Source organism: Rhizobium sp. RM, from assembly GCF_013390595.1.
Lineage (GTDB): Bacteria > Pseudomonadota > Alphaproteobacteria > Rhizobiales > Rhizobiaceae > Agrobacterium.
This window is the reverse complement of sequence record NZ_JACAWV010000022.1, coordinates 152,837-173,672: the sequence shown is the minus strand read 5'-3', so window position 1 is coordinate 173,672 and position 20,836 is coordinate 152,837. Positions and strand designations below refer to the sequence as shown.

31 protein-coding genes and 1 pseudogene are annotated in these 20,836 nt (G+C 58.7%); 22 read left to right on the top strand and 10 right to left on the bottom strand.

Annotated features, from left to right (window positions below; translation table 11 throughout):
* Position 1 precedes the first annotated feature (1 nt).
* The 3 genes from arsB to arsH are packed head-to-tail and all read left to right on the top strand — an operon-like array spanning position 2 to position 2,191.
* Positions 2 to 1,060 carry an ACR3 family arsenite efflux transporter gene (gene arsB / locus HWX89_RS17380; RefSeq protein WP_138792400.1) on the top strand — a complete coding sequence of 353 codons (1,059 nt, stop codon included), beginning with the start codon at positions 2 to 4 and terminating at the stop codon, positions 1,058 to 1,060.
* Positions 1,061 to 1,062: 2 nt separating this feature from the next.
* Positions 1,063 to 1,488: an arsenate reductase (glutaredoxin) gene (gene arsC / locus HWX89_RS17375; protein ID WP_178340817.1), complete on the top strand. Its 426-nt coding sequence runs from the start codon at positions 1,063 to 1,065 to the stop codon at positions 1,486 to 1,488.
* Positions 1,415 to 2,191 carry an arsenical resistance protein ArsH gene (gene arsH / locus HWX89_RS17370; RefSeq protein ID WP_178340816.1) on the top strand — a complete coding sequence of 259 codons (777 nt, stop codon included), beginning with the start codon at positions 1,415 to 1,417 and terminating at the stop codon, positions 2,189 to 2,191. The genes arsC and arsH overlap by 74 nt, the downstream gene beginning before the upstream one ends.
* Positions 2,192 to 2,231: 40 nt before the next feature.
* Here arsH and HWX89_RS17365 read toward each other — a convergent pair whose 3' ends face one another.
* A complete protein-coding gene (locus HWX89_RS17365; protein WP_138792397.1) occupies positions 2,232 to 2,648 on the bottom strand; it encodes a rhodanese-like domain-containing protein in 417 nt (138 codons plus the stop codon).
* A 58-nt stretch (positions 2,649 to 2,706) separates the two neighbouring features.
* On the opposite strand from HWX89_RS17365, the gene ftrA reads away from it, so the two are divergent.
* From ftrA to HWX89_RS17350, 3 genes are all read left to right on the top strand, one after another.
* On the top strand, positions 2,707 to 3,726 hold the full coding sequence (gene ftrA / locus HWX89_RS17360; RefSeq protein WP_210271442.1) for a transcriptional regulator FtrA: 1,020 nt from the start codon (positions 2,707 to 2,709) through the stop codon (positions 3,724 to 3,726).
* A 519-nt stretch (positions 3,727 to 4,245) separates the two neighbouring features.
* Entirely contained in the window at positions 4,246 to 4,590 is a 345-nt protein-coding gene (locus tag HWX89_RS17355) for a YkgJ family cysteine cluster protein (RefSeq protein WP_246705207.1), read from the top strand.
* An 84-nt stretch (positions 4,591 to 4,674) separates the two neighbouring features.
* Positions 4,675 to 5,049: a VOC family protein gene (locus tag HWX89_RS17350; protein ID WP_138792396.1), complete on the top strand. Its 375-nt coding sequence runs from the start codon at positions 4,675 to 4,677 to the stop codon at positions 5,047 to 5,049.
* A 73-nt stretch (positions 5,050 to 5,122) separates the two neighbouring features.
* Here the strand turns inward: HWX89_RS17350 and HWX89_RS17345 are convergent, their stop codons facing one another.
* Positions 5,123 to 5,446, bottom strand: a complete 324-nt coding sequence (locus HWX89_RS17345; RefSeq protein ID WP_138792395.1) for a hypothetical protein — start codon at positions 5,444 to 5,446, stop codon at positions 5,123 to 5,125.
* An 11-nt stretch (positions 5,447 to 5,457) separates the two neighbouring features.
* The gene (locus HWX89_RS17340) at positions 5,458 to 5,775 is read right to left on the bottom strand and encodes a hypothetical protein (RefSeq protein ID WP_138792394.1); all 318 of its coding nucleotides are present in this window, start codon (positions 5,773 to 5,775) and stop codon (positions 5,458 to 5,460) included.
* Positions 5,776 to 5,943: 168 nt separating this feature from the next.
* Here HWX89_RS17340 and HWX89_RS17335 point away from each other — a divergent pair, with 168 nt between their 5' ends.
* The 5 genes from HWX89_RS17335 (at position 5,944) to HWX89_RS17315 (ending at position 9,942) form a co-directional block, all read left to right on the top strand.
* Positions 5,944 to 6,090, top strand: a complete 147-nt coding sequence (locus HWX89_RS17335) for a hypothetical protein (protein ID WP_178340815.1) — start codon at positions 5,944 to 5,946, stop codon at positions 6,088 to 6,090.
* Complete coding sequence (locus HWX89_RS17330; RefSeq protein WP_138792393.1) at positions 6,083 to 6,919, top strand: SDR family NAD(P)-dependent oxidoreductase; 837 nt, start codon at positions 6,083 to 6,085, stop codon at positions 6,917 to 6,919. The genes HWX89_RS17335 and HWX89_RS17330 overlap by 8 nt, the downstream gene beginning before the upstream one ends.
* 67 nt (positions 6,920 to 6,986) lie before the next feature.
* Complete coding sequence (locus tag HWX89_RS17325) at positions 6,987 to 7,667, top strand: TetR/AcrR family transcriptional regulator (protein ID WP_138792562.1); 681 nt, start codon at positions 6,987 to 6,989, stop codon at positions 7,665 to 7,667.
* 101 nt (positions 7,668 to 7,768) lie between these two features.
* Positions 7,769 to 8,506: an SDR family oxidoreductase gene (locus tag HWX89_RS17320; protein ID WP_138792392.1), complete on the top strand. Its 738-nt coding sequence runs from the start codon at positions 7,769 to 7,771 to the stop codon at positions 8,504 to 8,506.
* A 182-nt stretch (positions 8,507 to 8,688) separates the two neighbouring features.
* Entirely contained in the window at positions 8,689 to 9,942 is a 1,254-nt protein-coding gene (locus tag HWX89_RS17315; RefSeq protein WP_138792391.1) for a GGDEF domain-containing protein, read from the top strand.
* A 104-nt stretch (positions 9,943 to 10,046) separates the two neighbouring features.
* On the opposite strand, the gene HWX89_RS17310 is transcribed toward HWX89_RS17315, so the two are convergent.
* Positions 10,047 to 10,799, bottom strand: a complete 753-nt coding sequence (locus tag HWX89_RS17310; protein WP_138792390.1) for an SDR family oxidoreductase — start codon at positions 10,797 to 10,799, stop codon at positions 10,047 to 10,049.
* A gap of 95 nt (positions 10,800 to 10,894) precedes the next feature.
* Between HWX89_RS17310 and HWX89_RS17305 the strand changes: the two genes are divergently transcribed.
* The 8 genes from HWX89_RS17305 to HWX89_RS17270 all read left to right on the top strand — a co-directional run bounded on the left by HWX89_RS17305 (position 10,895) and on the right by HWX89_RS17270 (position 16,180).
* The gene (locus tag HWX89_RS17305) at positions 10,895 to 11,794 is read left to right on the top strand and encodes an AraC family transcriptional regulator (protein WP_138792389.1); all 900 of its coding nucleotides are present in this window, start codon (positions 10,895 to 10,897) and stop codon (positions 11,792 to 11,794) included.
* A gap of 108 nt (positions 11,795 to 11,902) precedes the next feature.
* Positions 11,903 to 12,550 carry an aspartate/glutamate racemase family protein gene (locus HWX89_RS17300; protein WP_138792388.1) on the top strand — a complete coding sequence of 216 codons (648 nt, stop codon included), beginning with the start codon at positions 11,903 to 11,905 and terminating at the stop codon, positions 12,548 to 12,550.
* A 401-nt stretch (positions 12,551 to 12,951) separates the two neighbouring features.
* Positions 12,952 to 13,305, top strand: a complete 354-nt coding sequence (locus HWX89_RS17295; protein WP_138792387.1) for a hypothetical protein — start codon at positions 12,952 to 12,954, stop codon at positions 13,303 to 13,305.
* A gap of 187 nt (positions 13,306 to 13,492) precedes the next feature.
* Positions 13,493 to 13,681, top strand: coding sequence for an XRE family transcriptional regulator (locus tag HWX89_RS17290; protein ID WP_138792386.1), 189 nt, complete (start codon positions 13,493 to 13,495; stop codon positions 13,679 to 13,681).
* Between the two features lie 35 nt (positions 13,682 to 13,716).
* Entirely contained in the window at positions 13,717 to 14,073 is a 357-nt protein-coding gene (locus HWX89_RS17285; protein WP_138792385.1) for a hypothetical protein, read from the top strand.
* 12 nt (positions 14,074 to 14,085) lie between these two features.
* Complete coding sequence (gene gst, locus HWX89_RS17280) at positions 14,086 to 14,784, top strand: glutathione transferase, Atu5508 family (RefSeq protein ID WP_138792384.1); 699 nt, start codon at positions 14,086 to 14,088, stop codon at positions 14,782 to 14,784.
* Positions 14,785 to 14,852: 68 nt separating this feature from the next.
* Entirely contained in the window at positions 14,853 to 15,482 is a 630-nt protein-coding gene (locus tag HWX89_RS17275) for a hypothetical protein (protein WP_138792383.1), read from the top strand.
* A gap of 113 nt (positions 15,483 to 15,595) precedes the next feature.
* Positions 15,596 to 16,180: a tyrosine phosphatase family protein gene (locus HWX89_RS17270; protein WP_138792382.1), complete on the top strand. Its 585-nt coding sequence runs from the start codon at positions 15,596 to 15,598 to the stop codon at positions 16,178 to 16,180.
* A 43-nt stretch (positions 16,181 to 16,223) separates the two neighbouring features.
* Here HWX89_RS17270 and HWX89_RS17265 read toward each other — a convergent pair whose 3' ends face one another.
* Entirely contained in the window at positions 16,224 to 16,763 is a 540-nt protein-coding gene (locus HWX89_RS17265; protein WP_138792381.1) for an NUDIX hydrolase, read from the bottom strand.
* A gap of 337 nt (positions 16,764 to 17,100) precedes the next feature.
* Here HWX89_RS17265 and HWX89_RS17260 point away from each other — a divergent pair, with 337 nt between their 5' ends.
* From HWX89_RS17260 to HWX89_RS17250, 3 genes are all read left to right on the top strand, one after another.
* Positions 17,101 to 17,676 (top strand): GNAT family N-acetyltransferase, encoded by a 576-nt coding sequence (locus HWX89_RS17260; protein ID WP_246705206.1) that lies wholly within the window; start codon positions 17,101 to 17,103, stop codon positions 17,674 to 17,676.
* Between the two features lie 75 nt (positions 17,677 to 17,751).
* Complete coding sequence (locus tag HWX89_RS17255) at positions 17,752 to 18,273, top strand: GNAT family N-acetyltransferase (protein WP_138792380.1); 522 nt, start codon at positions 17,752 to 17,754, stop codon at positions 18,271 to 18,273.
* Positions 18,274 to 18,460: 187 nt separating this feature from the next.
* Positions 18,461 to 18,856: a YybH family protein gene (locus tag HWX89_RS17250; protein ID WP_138792379.1), complete on the top strand. Its 396-nt coding sequence runs from the start codon at positions 18,461 to 18,463 to the stop codon at positions 18,854 to 18,856.
* A 222-nt stretch (positions 18,857 to 19,078) separates the two neighbouring features.
* Here the strand turns inward: HWX89_RS17250 and HWX89_RS17245 are convergent, their stop codons facing one another.
* The 5 genes and pseudogenes from HWX89_RS17245 to tnpA all read right to left on the bottom strand — a co-directional run bounded on the left by HWX89_RS17245 (position 19,079) and on the right by tnpA (position 20,728).
* On the bottom strand, positions 19,079 to 19,489 hold the full coding sequence (locus HWX89_RS17245; RefSeq protein ID WP_138792378.1) for an Imm8 family immunity protein: 411 nt from the start codon (positions 19,487 to 19,489) through the stop codon (positions 19,079 to 19,081).
* A pseudogene (locus HWX89_RS17240) lies at positions 19,479 to 19,985 on the bottom strand (IS66 family transposase); the annotation flags it as partial. The gene HWX89_RS17245 and the pseudogene HWX89_RS17240, both read right to left, overlap by 11 nt.
* 7 nt (positions 19,986 to 19,992) lie before the next feature.
* Entirely contained in the window at positions 19,993 to 20,151 is a 159-nt protein-coding gene (tnpB, locus tag HWX89_RS26470) for an IS66 family insertion sequence element accessory protein TnpB (RefSeq protein WP_138792377.1), read from the bottom strand.
* The gene (tnpB, locus tag HWX89_RS17230) at positions 20,091 to 20,345 is read right to left on the bottom strand and encodes an IS66 family insertion sequence element accessory protein TnpB (protein ID WP_138792376.1); all 255 of its coding nucleotides are present in this window, start codon (positions 20,343 to 20,345) and stop codon (positions 20,091 to 20,093) included. The genes tnpB (HWX89_RS26470) and tnpB (HWX89_RS17230) overlap by 61 nt, the downstream gene beginning before the upstream one ends.
* Positions 20,342 to 20,728, bottom strand: a complete 387-nt coding sequence (tnpA, locus tag HWX89_RS17225) for an IS66-like element accessory protein TnpA (RefSeq protein WP_210271440.1) — start codon at positions 20,726 to 20,728, stop codon at positions 20,342 to 20,344. The genes tnpB (HWX89_RS17230) and tnpA overlap by 4 nt, the downstream gene beginning before the upstream one ends.
* Positions 20,729 to 20,836 lie beyond the last annotated feature (108 nt).

Sequence of the window (20,836 nt, the reverse complement as noted above, 5' to 3'; positions counted from 1 at the left end):
TATGTCCGCGTTCGAACGCTACCTGACCGTCTGGGTCTTCCTCTGTATCGCCGTTGGCATTGCACTCGGTCATATCATGCCGGGCGTCTTCCACGTCATCGCAGCGGCAGAGATTGCCAGCGTCAACATCCCTGTCGCCATTCTGATCTGGCTGATGATTATCCCGATGCTGCTCAAGATCGACTTCCGGTCGTTGACGCAGGTAGGGTCGTACTGGCGTGGAATTGGCGTCACCCTGTTCATCAACTGGGCCGTGAAGCCGTTTTCAATGGCGCTGCTCGGCTGGCTTTTCATCGGCTGGCTGTTCCGTCCCTATCTGCCTGCCGATCAGATAGACTCCTACATTGCAGGGCTGATCATTCTCGCGGCAGCGCCGTGCACCGCCATGGTTTTCGTCTGGAGCAATCTGACGCGGGGTGAACCGCTGTTCACGCTTTCGCAGGTCGCATTGAACGACGCGATCATGGTCGTTGCCTTCGCGCCGATCGTCGGGCTTCTGCTTGGTCTTTCGGCGATCACCGTGCCGTGGGCGACACTTTTGCTTTCGGTTGCGCTTTACATCGTCGTGCCTGTCATCATTGCGCAGGTCGTGCGCCGCCACCTGACGGCGGATGGAACGACCGGCGCGCTCGACAGCCTGCTTTCGAAACTTCAGCCGATGTCTCTTGTGGCATTGCTCGCGACGCTGGTGCTGCTCTTTGCATTCCAGGGTGAGCAGATCATCGCGCAGCCGGGCATCATCGCTTTGCTCGCGGTTCCAATCCTCATCCAGGTCTATCTCAACTCCGGTCTTGCCTATCTCCTGAACCGGATCACGGGCGAACGCCATTGCATCGCCGGACCTTCGGCACTGATCGGCGCCAGCAATTTCTTCGAACTGGCGGTTGCCGCCGCCATCAGTCTGTTCGGGTTTCAGTCGGGCGCGGCGCTGGCAACGGTTGTCGGCGTGCTGATTGAGGTTCCGGTCATGCTCTCGGTCGTCTGGATCGTGAACCGCTCGAAGGACTGGTACGAAGCTTCCCCCGCCGTTTCCCGAACCATCGTCACTGAAAGGACCTGAACGTGGACGTCACGATCTATCATAACCCGGCCTGCGGCACGTCGCGCAATACGCTCGAACTCATCCGTCACGCCGGCATCGAGCCGACGGTGATCGAATATCTGAAGACCCCGCCGAGCCGCGAGCAGCTTGTGCGGATGATTGCCAGTGCCGGTCTCACGGTACGGCAGGCAATGCGCGAAAAGGGCACACCCTATGCGGAACTCGGCCTGGACAATCCGGAGCTGAGCGACGCGCAGTTGCTGGATGCGATGCTGGAAACGCCGGTCCTGATCAATCGTCCGTTTGTCATGACCCCGATGGGCACGCGGTTATCCCGTCCATCCGAAGTCGTTCTCGATATTCTTCCTGCCGATGCTTTCAAGCGGCCGTTTACCAAGGAGGACGGCGAACAGCTTCTCAACGACGAAGGAAAGCGCCTTGTCTGATCATCTTCCGGCGCTTGCGAGCGAACATCTTCACGCGATCGATCACGATGCCCTGCGCCCGGCATTCTCGCGCCACAAGCCACGCATCCTGATCCTTTACGGATCGCTGCGTGAGGTGTCCTATAGCCGCCTGCTTGCCTTTGAAGTGAAACGCCTGCTGGAGAAAATGGGGTGCGACATCAGGGTGTTCGACCCGAAGGGACTGCCGCTTCCGGATGAAGAACCCGCAAGTCACCCCAAGGTGCAGGAGCTGCGGGAACTCTCGCAATGGTCGGAGGGGCAGGTCTGGATCAGCCCGGAGCGCCACGGAGCGATGACGGGGATCATGAAGTCGCAGATCGACTGGATACCGCTTTCCGTTGGCTCCGTACGCCCGACGCAGGGCAAGACCCTTGCGGTGATGGAGGTTTCCGGCGGCAGCCAGTCGTTCAACGCGGTCAACCAGATGCGTATCCTCGGCCGCTGGATGCGGATGATCACCATCCCCAACCAGTCGTCGGTCGCCCGGGCGTATCAGGAATTCGATGCGGATGGCCGGATGAAGCCATCTTCCTATTACGACCGCGTCGTCGATGTCTGCGAGGAACTGGTCAAGTTCACCATTCTGACGCGCGATGCATCGGCTTACCTCACCGACCGCTACAGCGAGCGGAAGGAAGAGGCGGCCGAACTGGAAAAGCGGGTCTCTCTGACATCGATCTGACCGGCCGCATCATGGCCTTGGGCCGCAAGGGATCAAGGGATCAGGTACCGGTTGCGGCGGCAGTTTCGGCCGTTTCCAGCCTGAACCCTTCATCGATCCAGCCGGTGATGCCGCCAGCCATGATCTTGACCGGGCGGTCCAGCCCGGCAAGACGCAGCGCGCCGCGGGCCGCGCCGTTGCAATGCGGGCCGGCGCAATAGGTGACGAAGACAGTTTCTTCCGGCCATTCGCTCATCTTCGAACGGACGATCTTGCCGTGCGGCAGGTTGATGGCGCCCGGCACATGGCCTCTGGCGAACAGGGCGGGGCTGCGCACATCGATGAGCACGAAATCCGCACCCTTTTCGAGCGCGTCGTGCACATCCCAGCAATCGGTTTCGAAGGTGAATTCGGCGGCAAAATGCTCGCGGGCCAGTGCGCTTGGGGCAGGCGGAACGGCGGTTACGGCTGTGGTCATGGGGATCTCCTTAGCCCTTCCGGTCTATCCCTTGCAGCCGTGCTTGCAATTGGCGCAAATGACAATATACGTAAAGATCATGCCAAACCTCACCGGACCCCTCGTTGTCGGCCTTCTTTACGATGGCCTCTGCACCTTCGAATTCGGCATCGTTGCCGAAATCTTCGGTCTGTCACGGCCCGAAATGGGCGAGACCTGGTATCGCTTTGCCAGTTGCGCGGTGGATGAGGGGCCGATGCGCGCTCATGGCGGTTTTTCGATTGTTGCCGATCACGGGCCTGAAATTCTCGAACAGGCCGATATCATCGTCGTTCCCGGCTGGAAGGGCACCGACATTGCCGTTCCGGAAACACTGTGCCGTCAGCTTCGGGCCGCGCACAGCCGTGGCGCACGGATCGCCTCGATCTGCTCCGGCGCCTTCGTGCTGGCCGCAACCGGTCTTCTCTCCGGCGGCACCGCGACAACGCATTGGCGTTACGCCGACAGGCTGCGCCAGCTTTATCCCGATATCGAGGTCGACGATGCCTCGCTCTACCGTGCCCATGATCGCATCTACACCTCCGCCGGCAGTGCGGCGGGCATCGATCTTCTGATCGAGATCGTCAGGCAGGATTTCGGGGCAGGGGCCGCCAACTCCGTGGCGCGACGCCTTGTCATGCCCGCGCACCGCACAGGCGGACAGGCGCAGTTCCTCGAACGACCCGTCTCGGCCCGCGAAGGCCTGGAAATAGCCCCGCTTCTCGACCGCATCCGCGCCGATCTGGCACGGGAATGGAGCGTCAAGCAGATGGCCGAGGCAACCCGCATGAGCACCCGCACCTTTCTGCGCCGGTTTTCAGAAGCCACCGGCCAGACGCCGGGAGACTGGCTGGCGGATGAGCGCATCAACGAAGCCAAACGGCTGCTCTGTCAGGGCAACGCCAGAATGGAGGCCGTGGCCATGACGGCAGGCTTCGGAAGCTCCCACACCCTGCGCCACCACTTCCGAAAAAAAGTCGGCATCAGCCCGGTAGAATATCGAGCCCGCTTCATGCGGGAAACGGCGGACAGGGCGGGAACTGAAAAACGGCGCGATTGACAGTGGAGAGGATTGTCGCAAGCCTCATATCCAACACTTTTCGCAATCCTTATGTCTGAAGACATTACGAAAACTCCTGCATTACTGGCAATCAATGAAGGATCGAACTCTTATCGTTTTCATGTGCGTTTTGACGGGATGCGTGTGGGCAGGAATACTGCACGTCGTGATCATTCCAGTATGGGAAGCAAATTCTAGGATCAGCAGATGCTTTGACGATATTGATCCTGATTACATTCACGATGATGTAGCGCGAGCCGCGGCTTGCGATTGAGCCGTCAACCTCTCCCGGAATGTGGAAAATGCGGGCATCCGCCACGTTTCGGCACAAGACCTTCCTCCCAACGTCCATGTGATCTATAGGACAGTCTACGGCGTATCAGCCTGACCCACCGACGGCATGCCGCAGAGCGTGACTGTTCCAGAAGCCGACTTGCGGATTTCCAGCATGACTATTTCTGGGTGGGGGATCACAATGATGACTGTTGAGAACGAAGCCATTGGGCAAGGAGCGCCGAAATGCCTGAGGGTTATGACTACGCCATGGAATTTTCCGACCTTGAAACCAGCGTCGACTGGGACTGTCAGACCTGCGGTGCCTGCTGTTCCTATTCGTCGGAATGGCCGCGTTTCACCATGGAAAGCGATGAGGCGCTGGACCGGATTCCGGCAAAGTTCGTCTCCGACGACGCGCGGGGCATGCGTTGCGATGGCGAACGGTGTACGGCGCTGTCAGGCGAAATAGGCAAGGGCACCGCGTGCACGGTCTATGACGTCCGCCCGGATGTCTGTCGTGCCTGCCTGCCGGGAGATCCCGAATGCATAATGGCCCGCGCCGCTCATGGCATGGAAACGGGCATCTGAGCAGAAACCTCGTCGCGCGGCCTTGCAAAAGCTCTGAAAAAATGGCGCTCTGGCCGGAACCGGTTCGGTCTCTGGAGATGAAGCATGTTCACCCATATCATGATTGGCAGCAACGATCTGGAGCAGGCCAGACGCTTTTACGACGCCACCTTCGCCGCACTCGGCGGCAAGCCCGGCGAGATGGATGCGCGCGGCAGGCTGATCTACGTCCATGAGGGCGGACGCCTGATGGTCACCACGCCGATCGACGGCAACCCGGCAACTGCGGCCAACGGCGGAACAATCGGCATTGCCGCCGAAAGCCCCGACCATGTTCTGGCATGGCACGCCGCAGGCACCGCCAACGGCGGCAAATCAATCGAAACCCCACCCTCGGAACGCCCAAACGGCGCATTCGTCGCCTATCTCCGCGACCCCGACGGAAACAAACTGACCGCACGGTCCCAGCCGACAAAATGATGTGGGCGCCCGCCTGACCGTTTGAGGCGGAAAGTCACGATCTCCCAAGGCTGGTTGTCACGCGGCGTCGCCCTTATGGCTTGAGCTCTTCGAGCCTGCGGGCAACGAATTTTGTTTTCAGTCCGAAGTAGACGATGGCGATCAGCACTCCGGCGGCGATGAACGTGTTGGTGTAAAGTGCAAGGACCAGTGAGAGCGCGATCGGGCTTGCGCAGACGAGGCCGAACCATGGCGCGTAGCGCTTGCCTTTTCCTCCCCATCCCATCGCCACCGACATCGTCAGCCAGACAAGCAGGATAAAGGTCGGAGCGCCGTATTCGGATTGCCAGAACGGTCGAAACACTGTTCCCGCAGCAATGCACAAGAGGGCGAACAGCAATCCCAGAAACGTCTTCATCCCGCCTTCTTTCATGATCCGTAGTGACGGCGCTCATACCGTTTGGCAACGCGCATCAGGGCCCAGACAAGTACAGCCAGGAACGTCAGGGCAAAACAGGCATAGATGGCAGGAAAACCCGCGAGTGGTCCGAAAATCGCGCCCGTGAAGAAGCCGATGCTCATATACATCAAAATCGATATGCGGCTGAAAAACGCCAGGTTGATATAGTCGCGGAAAAACTCGCGGAAGAGCGCACGCAACGGCGATTTCGACCATTGGTCGTGGGTGCGGTTGGTGTTGCGCGCGACCGCCTGCAAATTCTCAGTGATCTTTCGGCTCCAGGACATACAGGCCTCCCCATAGCAAAGCTATGAAACATCCCCTGCGGATCACTTAAAACGATCCGTAAAAGTGCGTGCATTTTGGAAATTTCAACATGTCGCGCCACCACTCCCAACCCTCTTTCTCTCGGGAAATGATTCAAGTGATTTTCCGCGTTGTCGAGGGAGATTGGCGTGGCAGCAGAGACATTTTCTCGATGGCTCGTTGACAAAGGTCCGCTGGTATTTTATTTAGAGACCATTGGTCTTTTATTTTCCGCCACGCTAAATTGGCACCCTGACCATGGAATTGAAATCAATCCGGAGATTTTTCATGACTGAGAACAAAACTTGGCTCGTTACCGGGAGCGCACGCGGGCTTGGGAGAAATATTGCCGAAACCATTCTCGAATCCGGCGCAAATCTGGTTGCTACGGCGCGTGATAAACGACACCTTGATGAGCTTGCAGCTAAATACGGCTCGAGGATTAAATCTGTTTCGCTTGATGTAACCGATGCGAACGCCGCCCGTGACGCCATTCGCGAAGCAGTCGATACGTTTGGTCGCGTGGATGTGCTCGTCAACAATGCCGGGTACGCCGACGTAGCGCCGATCGAGGAAATGGACGAGGAAACCTTCCGCGCCCAAATCGACACAAATTTTTACGGCGTCGTCAATCTCAGCCGCGCCGTACTGCCGATCATGCGAACACAGAAATCCGGGCACATCATCCAGATTTCATCGGTCGGCGGGCGGATTGGTGGAGCCGGTCTTGGTGCGTATCAGGCTGCGAAATGGGCCGTTGGTGGCTTTTCTGAAGTCCTTTCGCGGGAGGTTGCTTTGTTCGGCATCAAGGTAACCATCGCTGAACCGGGCGGCATGCGAACGAACTGGGCCGGGTCATCCATGTCCACACCACCATTCAGCGATGCCTATAAACCCGTGATGGAACCGATTATTGAACGTCTGCGCGGAGCTGATGGAAAGCAGCCAGGTGACCCCTCACGCATTGCCGTCGTTCTTATGGAACTTGCAAAAATGGACAAACCGCCACTTCATCTGTTGCTTGGCAGCGATGCTGTTGCTGTTGCCCAAATGGCGGCCAACAATCTTGCTGCTTCAGACGAAAAATGGCGTTATCTCAGCGAGTCGGTGTCCTATGCTGAATGATTTGCGATGGTCGCCGAAGCTTGAGAAAAACGCGGCTCTGTAGCGATAAGCGGACGAAATCGTGACGATGGTGAACGAACCAAAACCAGAATTCCAACGTGCTCGTAACGAAGCACAACGAGAGACACGTCGCGCGGTCATTCTGAATGCAGCCAAAGAGCTTCTTAAAACGACGCCCGTTAGCGAAATCAGTCTTCGCGAACTCAGTCGCCATGTTGGTTTGTCCAAGACCAACGTGGTTCGCTATTTCGAGACCCGCGAAGCGGTGTTTTTTGCCTTGCTCAATCAGGAATTTGAGGAATGGCTCGATGTCGTTGACGTCGCGTTTCGTGAGAGATTTCCAGAAGGCGCGGCAGGGGTCGAACCTTTCGCCCATGCTTTCGCCGAAGCAATCGGACGCCAGCCGAACATCTGCAAACTCTGGAGTGCGTTGGGAGGGGAGCTGGAGCGCAACATCTCTCCTGATGCAGTGCGTATTTTCAAACTCGAACATTCAAAATGCCAGGCACGTCTCGCGGAGATCATTGTCTCGTCACTTCCTGGATTGAGTATTGGGAATGCTCGGGAATTCGTGTCCATCACCATTGTCATGGTTGCCGGACTGTGGCCGTTCGCAAATCCAGCGGAGTCCGTTCGAGAAGCATTAAGACACCCGGATCTCGCTCACGCTCGCGTTGATTTTGTGGAACGGTTGTCTCGGTTCTTGATCGTCGCAGGTAAGGGCATCTCACACCCCACTGGTCGCTGAAGCCCGATAACAAAAGTCATCCTTGTCCAGGCTCGTAATCCGTCAGCATCGTTGCACGGAGCGGGATCGCTGTTGGTCAATGTGGTCAGAAGGAAATCTCCATGCACCATGCAAAGGTTGCGCTCGTCACGGGCGCGAACAAAGGTCTTGGGAAAGAAGTTGCACGTCAGCTTGGCGCTCTCGGCATGCAGGTCTTGCTTGGAGCGAGAGACTTGCGTCTTGGGCAAGAAGCAGCTCGTGAGTTACGGGGCGAAGGTCTGAATGTTCAGCCACTATATCTCGACGTAAGGGATGACGACAGTGTTGCCTCGGCGGCAAGGTGGATTGGCGACGGGCACGGGCGGCTTGATGTCCTCGTTGCAAATGCGGGGATATTACGGCGAGTACCAACCCTTGAGACAACCGCTACTGATATGCAGGACACCTATGCAACGAACGTTTTCGGGGTTGTTCGCACCATTCACAAAATGCTTCCTCTGCTACAGGCCTCTGCCGGTGCACGCATTGTAACAGTTGCAAGCACGAGTGCATCGCAGACATTGTGCAGTGATCCGAAAAGCCTGTTTGGCAGATCTGACACTATTCTTGCCTATGCGTCGTCCAAGGCAGCTCTCACCATGCTGACCGTTCAATACGCTAACGCTTTCCGCCGGAGCAGCGCACATGCACATATCAAGATCAACGCAGCCACGCCGGGACACATCGCGACCGATTTGAACAATCATCAGGGGACGCGAACGGTCGATCAAGGTGCGAAAATTGTCGTCGAACTGGCGACGCTCGATGAAACCGGACCGAGCGGCGGATTCTTCAACGATGATGGTTCACTGCCGTGGTAGCACACGTCCGAGGCAAGTGAAGTCGAGCAACGCTCTGCAATGACGTTACTCGCTACTTCGCCAGGCCATCCCCCACTTGCCTAAAATGAGATTAAAAATGGCGTGCGGTGTTTGAGGGGATTGTCAATGAGTTGGCCTAATCTGTCTGCACGTCAAAGATGTGAATTGGTACTTTCTACTCTATGGAACCTCTGTTCGGCCTCGACCAGCAAACCATGTTCAAGCTGAATGCGTTGCTGCTGATCGTGTTCGCTGCGGCCTTTTCCTTTGCGGGGCTCTGGCAGAAGGATCGGCGTTACTGGGCTTATCTCGTCGCATCCAATGTTGTTTTCGCCGTCGCTTTCGTTCTGTTCTCGCGCCAGATCAATGGCACGCCGGGCGATCTGATCTTGCCGAATGGTCTGCTCGTCATCGGTCTTGGCCTGCGATGGCGGGCGATCAGAAGCTTTTTCGGGCATGCCTCGTCGTCGGTCTGGTTTCTGTCCCTCAGTGTCTTCATTGCGCTGGCGCTGTTGTTTTCACCGGTTCTTGGCAAGGGCCTGATCTTCGGCCTGACGAACGCCATCGTCGCTGCGCAGATCGTGGCGATCATGGTGTCGCTGGCGCGGGAGCGCGAGCAACTACCGTCCCGCTGGGGTCTGGTGTTCGCCTATGGCGCCGTTGCGGCCTCCTCGGCGCTTCGCGTGCTGCAGGGGTTGCTTCTTGACCGTGGCATGGACAACCTGCTGCCCGCCGATATCTTCCTCGATCTCAACCTCATTGCCGCCGCCATCCACATCAGCGCGAGCGGGGCTTTTTCGCTGTCTCTGGCTTATGAGCGCAGCGTCGCCGGGCTGCGGGAGACGGCGCTTCGCGATCCCCTGACCGGTCTCTACAATCGCCTGAGCATCGAGGCCCTGCCTGAAATCGTCAGGCAGCGCCAGACGCAGGACGAGACGGCGCTGGTGCTGCTCGACATCGATCACTTCAAAAGCGTCAACGATACCCATGGCCACGCGGCGGGCGACGAGGCAATCAGGCGCTGCGCGGATCTGCTGCGCGAGACATTTCACGAGCAGGATTTCATCGCCCGCATCGGCGGCGAGGAATTCGTTGTTCTGCTGCCGGGAAAAACCGTCGATGAGGCCTCCCGGCTGGCGGAAAAACTTCGCCGGAAAATGGAGGCGAGGCCGCTTGTGTTCAAAGGCGAGGATATTGCGCTGACCGCCAGCTTCGGTATCGCAGCCTGTCGCGGCGCGGTGGATGCGACAACGTTTCCGCACCTGCTGGAAAAAGCCGATGTCTGTCTCTATCGGGCAAAAATGAATGGCCGCAACCGCATCGAGGTCGAGGTCGAGATTGCGGCCGACATCGAGGCCGAGATTGACGGATGGGCCAGTGCAAAGCCTGTTCTGTCGTCGGTGACGCGAGCGCCCGCCGTGCAAGGGGCTGGATAAGCCCGCGCCAGCGCCGCAAGGGAGCGAGGTGAGAACGCACCTTACGCTACGGCAGTGCGTTCCCCTTGCGTTATCTGGCAGTAGGTCATCTGGGAGTGGGCTGGTTACAGACCAGCCTCGGCCATCCACAGCTCGGCGTCCGCGCCTGCGGCAATGCGCAGCGGGGCGGAGGGGTTGGTGGCTGCGTGCCAGATCGCTTCGGCAACATCGGGTGCGTGGGTGACGGGCCCCTTGTCATCCTGAACGTTTTTGATGAACTGCTGCAGAAGCGGCGCGTAGTCGGTATCATCCATGCCGCGCAGGTGCGGGCGGGCGCTGCTGCCGAAGCCTGTTTCGGGTGAGCGGCCGGGCAGCACGATATGCACGCGAACGCCAAGTGGCTGCATTTCGATTGCCAGCGACTCGCTGAACGCATTCACCGCCGCCTTGCTGGCGCGGTAAACCCCGACCACCGGCATCGGTTTTACCGTGACCGTGGAGGTGACGTTGATGATGACGCCGGCCCGGCGTGCCCGCATTTGCGGGGCAACGGCCTGGATCATCGCCAGGGTTCCGATGGTGTTGGTCTGGAACAGTGCCTGCACGGTTTCCGGCGCGGTCAATTCCACCGGGGAGGGTGCGCCAAACCCGGCATTGTTGACGAGAACGTCAATCTCGCCTGCCGCCGCGACCGCTTTTGAAATGCTGTTCTGATCGGTGATATCTAGGGCCAGTATGCGCAGGCGCTCGGATTGCGGCAGCACATCGGGGTTGGGTGTCCGCATTGTCGCAACCACATCCCAGCCTCTTTCGAGGAACAGTTTTGCGGTTTCGAGGCCGAAGCCTGAGGAACAACCGGTAATCAAGATCGTGGGCATAAGTTTCTCCTTGGGTGACTGTTTCCAAGGGTAGTGACGGGAAGCGAGACTTTGTATAGGCTGAAGTCCTCATTTCTTTAGCGATAGTCCTTGTTATGACCGTAGATCCCCTTGCTGAAATCGTCACGCTTCTGCAGCCCGCCGCGCGGCTGTCGAAACTGGTGGAGTGTGGCGGCGCGTGGCGCATCCACCGGGAGGCGACCGGCGAACCCTTTTATTGCGCGATCCTTGAAGGAAGCTGCCGGGTGACCTTTGACGGGCATCAGGTGCTGACGCTGCAGGCCGGAGACTTCGTTCTTGCACCCGCCATGCGTGACCTTGTCAACGAGAGCATCGATGCTGCGCCCGATCTGCCGGACATGCTGCCGGTCAGGATCGATGACGGGCATTTTCGCGTCGGCTCGCAGCACGGTCCGGCCAGTCTGCGCATGCGCATCGGCCATTGCAGCTTCGGTGCGCCTGACACGGCGCTGCTCGTCTCGCTTTTGCCGGAGGTGGTCGTGGTGCGCGACAAACCCCGGCTTGCCACGCTGATGCAACTGATCGATGAGGAAACGCGCGAGCGGCGCGCGGCCCGCGAGCTTGTTCTGGAACGGTTGATCGAGGTGCTGCTAATCGAGGCGCTGCGCTCCGGCACGGAAACCGCTGCTGCGCCGGGGTTGAGCCGAGGGCTGGGGGATGAGCGTCTGGCAGGTGCGCTGCGTGCCATGCATGCCCGGCCAGAACAGGCCTGGACGGTGGTTGATCTCGCCCATGAGGCGGCGCTGTCGCGTTCGGCCTTCTTTGCACGGTTCAGCCGCGTTGTCGGCGTTCCGCCGATGGAATATCTTCTGGTCTGGCGCATGGCGCTGGCAAAGCAGTTGCTGCGCACTGGCAGGTTGGGGATCGAGGACGTGGCCGAACGGGTAGGGTATGGCTCTGCCAGCACCTTCAGCGTGGCTTTCGCCCGCCATGCCGGTGTGCCCCCGGCGCGTTATGCACGGATGGCGGCCTAGAAGGGCCGCGTAGAATGGCCCGTGTTTGGCCTTGCCGGGCGGGCCAAAATTTCGGAAGACATGGCGTCCTGATGAGGACAGAACCATTTCCTCCAGCCGGAGTTCGTCGTGAAAATTGCCTGCCTGCATACTGCCGAAAGCAATGTCGCCGTTTTTGAAAGTGCCGCAAGGGAGCTTGACCTTCCGGCAGGCGCTCTTCTGCATGAGGTGCGTGCGGATCTTCTGGCTGCGGCTGAAACGGCCGGTGGGCTTAACGCCGACATTGGGCGTGACACGGCTTCGGTGCTGCGCCAGCTCTGCCAGAGCGCGGATGCCGTTCTTCTCACCTGCTCGACATTGGGACCGGTTGCGGACGAGCTGACCGATACGACAGGGGTTCCGGTTCTGCGCGTCGATGCCGCGCTTGCCAGTCAGGCGATGGAGCGTGGCGGCAAGGTCGTGGTGCTCTGCGCGGTGGAAACGACGCTTCAGCCAACGGCACGATTGTTTGAAAAGGCGGCCGGGACGCGCCTTATCCCCGCTGACGTCAGGATCGTTTCCGGCGCATGGGCGCGTTTCAAGGCCGGCGATAACGAGGGTTATCTCACTGCCATCGCGGCGGCTGCCGATCGCGCCTATGACGAGGGTGCCGATATCGTCGCTCTTGCCCAGGCCTCCATGGCTGGCGCATCGCGGCTCGCAGGCAAAGGCAGAACGCCACTCACCAGCCCCATCGCGGGGCTTGCCGCTGCCGTCAGGTCAGCCGCGCGGGACTGACACACGGGCAGGAATGGCCACGGCAGGTTTTCTTATTCCGAGTACAAGGGCCTGTCGTCGGTGAAAGGGGTACTCGCGCGTCGCATGGTCGCGTCTCAACGTAACTGGAGCGGCCAGAGACTCTGCTCAATACGAACGCGTCGGAAAGAGATCTGCGTGGGTTAAAGCCGTGCGACGGCGTTCGCTCGTCCGTGCTGCGCCAGAAGATACCTGCTGAATTGTATCGGCAGCGCCGCCGAAACCGTTGCTGGTGAGAATGAGGACCGTCTGCTGTCCATATGCCAGCGTTACCATCATCTGTCGGCTCAATTCATCGTGCTAACGAGATTGCAACTGATAGTTGGGCATATTCATCGTGTGTTTGATTTGCCCATCCGGCATGTCCGCGAGGATAAATTTCCATGACCAAAATTTATTGGAAAATCTATTCAGCCTCAAGCCTCGCATTGTTGATCTTTGGGGTGTCTTGGGATGATTATGACGTCGTGCGTACGATGCGCACTGTTGCCGCGTTTTTCGTTTTTTTGTGTGTCTGTTTTTACGCTTTCGATGTTCAGTGGAAATTTCCGTTTAGCAAAAGAACTACCTGCACTGCGCTACTGACCTTTACGGTGGCAGATAGTTTGTGGACTCTTGTCGTACTGTACCGCTTAGAATTTCAAGGCTTGGCAACTATCCTCGCCGTGGCAGGATTTTTGCTTTTTTCTTACTTGGACCTCACAGCTATTTATCGATATGGGTTTGCTCCGGACTGATTGTCTCGGCAGTGCCAAAGGATCTTCCCCGCTTACGTTGCAACCGGCTTTGACAAATAGCCGCGCCATCGCGTAGCGCGTGTTGCCTCGGTTGCCCGCTGCAAATATTTCGCTGAACCCTGCCATCTCCAGGGAACTGCAACGCCGTCTGATCTGTTTCTTGTCGCCTGATTTTTGGAGCCACAAGATGGATCAGATTACCTTGAAACCCCACTCCGCCCAACGTCGTCGCCAGGCCCGTCTGGCAAAAGGCTACAGTTATGAAGACCTTGCCATTGCCACCGGTCTGACTGTTGCCGAAATCGCCGCTGCTGAAGAGGCCGACGAGGCGGCGCCCGTCAAATATCTTGAAAGGATCGAGCACGCGCTGTTCTGAAGCATGTGGCGCCCCTCCCGAATGGAGACGACCGTTTGCAGACCAGCCCGCCGATCGAGACGCCCGATGGACGCTACATCGTCGTGCGGGGCAGGCTGTGGCGCAAATCCAACCCGCGCCTGCCGCCGGAGCGCCTGATGTCGCTGGTATCGGACCTGATGTCGGCGCGCAGGGCGGTCAGGCAGGCCGGGGCGGATGAAGGCAGGCTTCGCCATGCGCGAGACGCGGTCAATGCGGCCAAGATTGCACTTGGTGAACGCGGGCCGGTTTGGTGGTCGGACGGCGCGCCGGATTTCAACCGGCATCTGGTGACATCCACGCCCTATGCCGACTGGTATCATGCGCGCAGCGCCGGCGATGCTGCCAACGACACAGATAGCGATGCGGGATGAGAGGAGAAGGATTTGAGCGATTTCGAGCTTTATTATTGGCCCGTTCCGTTTCGCGGCCAGTTCATCCGGGCCATTCTGGCCTATGGCGGCCAGAGCTGGGACGAGCACGACGCCGATGATATCGAAGAGATCATGGCTCTCGATGCCGCACAGCAACCGGTCGCCTTCATGGGCCCGCCGGTGCTGATCGATCGAAAGCGTGATTTTGCCATCTCGCAGATGCCGGCGATTGCTCTTTATCTCGGAGAACGGCTCGGGCTTTTGCCTGATACGGCCGAGGGTAGGGCGTTGAGCGCGAAGATCGTCAACGACGCCAACGACGTGATCGATGAGCTGACCCTCGACGGTGGCCGCGAGATGTGGACGTCGGACAAGTGGGACGCGTTTGTGCCGCGACTTGAAGCGTGGATCAGGATTTTCGAGGCGACCGGCGTGCGAAACGGGCTAAAGGCCGGGTCCGGGTTCATGCTCGGCACGGAGAAGCCCGGCATTGCCGATATCGTCACCTCCATTCTCTTCACGACGATGGCGGATCGTTTCCCCGCCATCAAGGGGGTGATTGTCAGGACGTCTCCGGTGATCTGGGGGCTTGCCGAGCGCATGCAGGCGACACCGGCGCTCTCGTCGCTGAACCGCAAGAGCTTCGAGGATTACGGGGATTCCTATTGTGGCGGACAGATCGAAAAATCACTGAGAAAGGTCGCGGGTTAAATCCACGCGGGCCTTCATGGCATCACAAAATCATTGACCTGTCGGGCTGCAAATCCCATCTAAAGGCCATGCCAAAGAACGCAAAGAACGATATCGAGCTGATCAGAACGTGGACGCTGTCGACGGCGGCGACGCTTGGTTCGTCGGTGCGGGCCAAGGGCATTCTGCAGGAAATGCAGGCAAGACTGCCCGCCGCCATCAAGAAGCTGCTGGTTCTCGAAGGGCGCGAGCTGACGCTTGCGATGTCCGCCAATGACAAGGCCGTCTTCAATGCCGCTGTCGCCGTTATCTCAAGGGCGATGGATGAGGTTGAAACCCTGCCGGTCATTCCGCGCGAGATCCAGGATATTCTGACCATCAAGACCAGCGAACGCCACAGGTGGCTTGCAGATGGGCGCCTGCCGAGTGCCGGAACGCGCACCGTCCGGCTGAACGGTCGCGCCCGTCGCATCACCTTCCACGTTTTCGACCCCAAGGTGGTGGAAGACCTTCTCGACCGGGGTGCGGTTGATGAATGGCGCGTCGAAGATGCCGAAGCCAAGGCCGAAAAAAGACGCCGTGCCGCCTATCAGGCGAAACTGACACGGTCTCTGAAAAAGGCTGAGAAGACCGCGAAAAAGCCGAAAAATGATCCCGACAATCCGGCTGCGGAGCTTCGCGGCTGGGCCGAATTCGACGTCGACGGATTTCTTCGCTAGCCGTCAGCCAGCTTTCATATCCCGGTCGTCGAACTGGACTATCAGGCTGGACCGTGGCGGAGCTTGCTGTAAGCTCCGCATCGCTTTTACTTCGCATGACCAGGTGTAATTCCATGAAGATCCATTTCTCCCCCGAACTGACCGTCTGTGGCATTGATGAGCTGACATCGCACAGCGCCAGAAACGTTACCCATGTGCTGTCCATCATCGATCCGGACCGTCCGGCCCTGACCGAATTCTCCGGCTATGGCGATCACAGCCGCACGACGCTGCGCTTCCATGACATCATTGCCGAGCAGAACGGCCACATCCTGCCGACGCAACAGCATGTGGAAGAAATCCTGGCATTCGGCCAGTCGTTCCTGGACAGTCGGGATGATGAGACCGCCGCGCATATTCTCGTGCATTGCCACATGGGCGTTTCGCGCTCCACGGCGGCGATGCTGACGCTGATGGCGCAGGCCAATCCGGATGAAACTGCGCAGGCGCTGTTCCTGAAACTGGTGGAAATCCGCCCGCAGGCATGGCCGAACTCCCGCATGATCGCCTTTGCCGACGAGCAGCTTGGCCGCAAGGGTGAATTGAGCGAGCAGTTGAAACGCCATTATGGACGCCAGCTCAAGGCCCAGCCGCAGTTCAGGGACTGGATGGCCTCGCTTGGTCGCGGCGCCGAAGTCGAGATGGCTGTCGAGGCGTAATTGCCTTGACCTCTTTTGCTGGGAGCGTGGCGTGACGCCGGGCTCAGGCTTTCAGGGAAAGCGTCTGTGACAGGGCCTGCTGGACAAGATCGAGCAGGCCGGCCTCGCGTGCGGCATGCACCGCCGAGGAGAGCTTGGGAGCGGCCGACACGTCCTTGAAGGTCCGCCGCTTTCTTATCTGGACTTCGGGGTAGTCGGCTACCAGCTCGTCCACCTCGACCAGAATGAGGGCGGCGCGGCGTGGCCAGAATTCCGAGCCCTTGCGATAGGTAAAATCGCCGATGAAGGGGTTGAGGATACGGCCTTTGACGCCAGCTTCCTCGTAAGCCTCCCGCAATGCCGCTTCCGCCACCGTTTCGCCAGCTTCAATCGTGCCCTTGGGAAAGGTCCAGCCGGACCCGGATTTTGCGCTGACCATGACAACGGAGAGATTATCATCCTGAAACTGGACGCAGGCCACCATGACCTGTGTGACCGGCAGCAGCCGTTCGATCAGGCGTCTGCGCGGTTGCGCAGGCCACAGACGTGCCCGCGCTGCCTCATGCCTCATGGTGATGTTCCCGGACGTTCGACCTGTATCCATCGACGTGCTCCGTTCTGAAATCGACCTCAGGTAAAACGAGATGTCTCATGCTGTGTCCGGCATTATCAAGCCGGACTACATAAACGGTATGCTCACAGCAACGTGCTGCAGTCAGCGTGTGGACGTCGCCAATGACAGACGCCTTTGCCGCCAGCGTCTCCCCGCCGGCGAAAGCCATGACAGTCATTTGGATGCCAACTCCTCAACGCTTGTGACGGTTTTATGACACAGCTTGTCGCATCTTGAAAGGTACAGTTTCTCACCGGCACGCTCTGAGAGGGCGGCTTCACAAATTTGTGCCTGCTTGCCGATCGCTGTAGCGTTGCCGGATACGGGAATGGCAACGGAAAGCGAGGTCATGGTGCGAGAGGGAAATCTGCCGCCAACGGCGTTCCAGACCGGGCGTCTTTGGCTGCACGCTGCGCGGGCCGACCATGCGCCAGGCCTTTTTGCGGATTATACCGGCGATCTCGAGGCTTCACGCTTTCTGCCGCGCGGTCCCCATCGGTCGCAGGCGCAAACCCTCGCCGTCATCGATGCCTGGGGGGCTGACCGCTGGACCTCAAACGACCGCTTTGCCTGGAGCATCATCGATCGGGAAAGCGACAGGCCAATCGGCCTTTTTCTGCTGCTGATGCAGGGCGACGGCGCTGAGATCCATTACGGGCTGGGGCGTGGTTTCTGGGGGCAGGGGCTGGCGACAGAAGCCGGAAAGGCGGTGATGTTTTGGGTCACCGGGCAATCGCACCTTTCCACCATCCGCACCACATGTGCCGCAACCCACGGAGCAAGCTGCCGCGTGCTGGAAAAGATCGGCCTTGTGCGCGATGCGTTTTTGCCCGGCGCGTTGCTGATGAAGCCTCGCGGCGAAAGACTGGATGGCTGGTCCTATCTGTGGCGGCGCACCGATTGATGGCTCCTCAAATCGTCATTCAGGCTTTATTGAGCTGGCTTAGAGATCGACTGAACTGGCAGGAGAGGGTTTGAAATGGTGGCGTTTTCGATCGATAGGCTGGGCCGGGATGATGCGGAGGCCTATCGTGCGCTGCGTCTTGAAGGTCTCATGCGTCATCCGCAGGCGTTCGGCGCATCCCATGACGATGAGGCCGTTCTGAGTGTCGAGCAGTTTGCCGTGCGTGTTGAAGATGCCCTTATCTTCGGTGCCCGCTCGAGCGTCGACCTGAGCCTGATCGGCACCATGGCGATCCGCATTCCCACGGCGGAAAAGCTTCGGCACAAGGCGTTGTTGTGGGGCGTTTATGTTCGGCCTGAGGCGCGCGGTCTTGGCGTTGGCGCGGCACTTCTTTCCCATGTCCTCGACCATGCGGCGACGCTGGTGGAGGAGGTGATGCTGGTGGTCGGGGCGGACAATGCGCCTGCTTTCGCCATGTATTGCCGCGCCGGTTTCGAACAATACGGCCTTGAAAAACGCGCCCTGAAGCTTGGCGATAGCTATGTCGACGAACGGCTGATGGCACTCGATGTCACCAGTCGGAGAAAGCGAGCCTGATCGACGGAGTGGTTTACGCCGTGCCGCTGCCCATGCTAGTCAATCCGCATGGAATTTGAACGCGCCGCCGCATCGATTATTCCCTCCATTCTTCGAGTGGTGGGTTAGGCACGTCTTCGTTCCAGACAAAGCAACCCGCCGCGAGGCGGGTTTTCTGTTTCCGCTCGCGGCCATTTTGGAGTCCGAAATGACCGAGCATCCCTTGAAATCCCTGATCGTATCAGCCGACCGCGCCATCACCGCCAAAGACTTCGACGGGCTGATGCGGTTTTACACTGACGATGCCTCGCTGGTGGTGAAACCCGGCCTTGTCGCCAAAGGCAAGGACCAGATCCGCAGGGCATTCGAAGCCATTTCCGCCTATTTTCAGGGGCAACTGACCGTGCACCAGGGCAGGATGGAGGTCATCGAAGGCGGCGATACCGCACTGGTGATCATGGAGACAGTGCTTGAAACGGTTGACGGGGCAGGGGCGAAAACCGCAATCTCCCGCCGCGCCACCTACGTTTTCCGCAAGGACGCCACTGGCAACTGGCTTTGCGCAATCGACAATTCCTACGGCACATCCCTGCTCGACGCCTGAAACCTATCCCCCGACCGTGTTTCAGAAATGCGGTCGTGGTGATTTTTGCAGGTTTGGGTATTCAGGACTGCGAGGAAACCTCTTTCCAGCGTTTGTAGAGCAGCCATGTAGCGGGTCGCGACAAGAGACCCGCTAATCAGGGATGGCAAAGACGTGGAACAGGACGGGATTATCGTAAGCGGTGCCTCGATCACACTGCTTTGGGGCTGGGTAGCGGCATTTTCAAAATGATGCGGGTAATCCGCCATATTGGTTGTAGTCTTCATACTCCCAACCAAAGTAGCGGGATAGACGCGGTGCAATTTCGCCCCAATCTTTGCCTTTGACGCGGTCAACAATCCACTGAACTTCTTTTTCGATTTCGTCTTCGTCGTACGTGTGAACGAATAAATAGTGTCTTCCGAAGATGTTTTTTCGAACTGTTTCGTGGGTTGGTTCATCTGGACGGCTTGTCATGATGTTTTCTTCGAACCAGCGTGGCGTGCACACCATTAGGGTAAAGATGTCGCCGCCTTCGCTGTCAGCTGGGCCAATATCCATATCGACCATGGCAAAAAAGTACTCTGGGTCTTCAGGATAAAATTGTTGGGAATGATCATCCCAAATGCAGAAGCGTTTAATCTCAGCCTTCATCGATAAATCCCGCCCCCCAAGGCAACAGTTCTTCTATCCGACTCTGCTTGTGCCCATTGACTATGGCAGTCAGGGTTTGGGTCAGGTAGCCATGTGGTTCAATCCCGTTCAGTTTACAGGTCTCGATGAGAGAGGCAAGGATAGCCCAGTTCTGGGCTCCTACTTCGTGGCCTGCGAACAGGCTGTTCTTGCGCCCCAAGGCTATAGGTCGAATGGTCCGCTCAACGCTGTTGTTGTCGATCTCGATGCGGCCGTCGGTCAGGAAGAGTTGGAGCCCGTCCCAGTATTTGGCGATGTAAGCCAAGGCTTCGCCCAACGGGGACTTCGTTGCGACACGGGCGCGGTGATGGATGAGCCAGGTCTGCATGTCGGCGACGAGCGGCGCGGATCGCTCGCGCCTTCCAGCGAGCCGAACCTGAGGATCAAGGCCGCGTAATTCGGCTTCTATTCGGTCCAGTTCACCAATCCGCTTCATGCCGTCCTCGGCAATAGGCGTTTCGCAGCTATTCGATGCTCTCCGGTATTCTCGTCTCCACGGCACGAACCCGCCGCCAATCAAGGCCCGCAAACAGCGCTTCGAACTGGGCATGCGTGAGTGTCATCAGTCCATCCTTGACACCAGGCCAGGTGAATATGTGATCCTCCAGCCTCTTGTAGGCCATGACGATGCGGCGCCATCCCAGTAGATCAGCTTCAGCCGATCGGCCTTGCGCGACCGGAATACAAAAATCGTTCCGGTGAACGGGTCCTTGTGCAGCTCGTTCTTCACCAGCGCCGCCAAGCCATCATGCCCCTTGCGGAAGTCCACGGGCTTGGTTGCCACCGTGATCCGGACACGGTTCGATGGAAAGATCATGCCGTGGCTGCCAACGCGCGCGCGATAGCGAAAATCCTAGCCACAGACGCACCTTCCTCAAGACGGATCGTAACGGGACCCACCACGATCTCGGCGCGACCAACCGTTTTGGGCGGCGGCTCCGAAACTGCCGGGTCGACGATCATCGCCGCAAACTCCACCGCATCCTCCGGTGCTGGCAGGATCAACTTGCCCTGCCGAGCCATCGTCCTCCAGGTGGAAAGACTGTTGGCTCGCAATCCATAGCGCTGCGCAACTTCATTCACCGTCACGCCGGGCCGCAAGCTCTCCGACACGATCTGCGCCTTGACATCGTCTGGCCAACGCCGTTGAACCTCACGTCCAGTCTTCCCGGTTGTGAGAAATTCCAATTTAGTCTCCATGGAGAAACTCCCGTTCTTCATCCATGGAAACCTCAATCACAGATCAGGCGGCCGCTGCCAATGTAGGGGCAGAACATCGGTTACGGATTATCAAAGCATCCCGCCAGA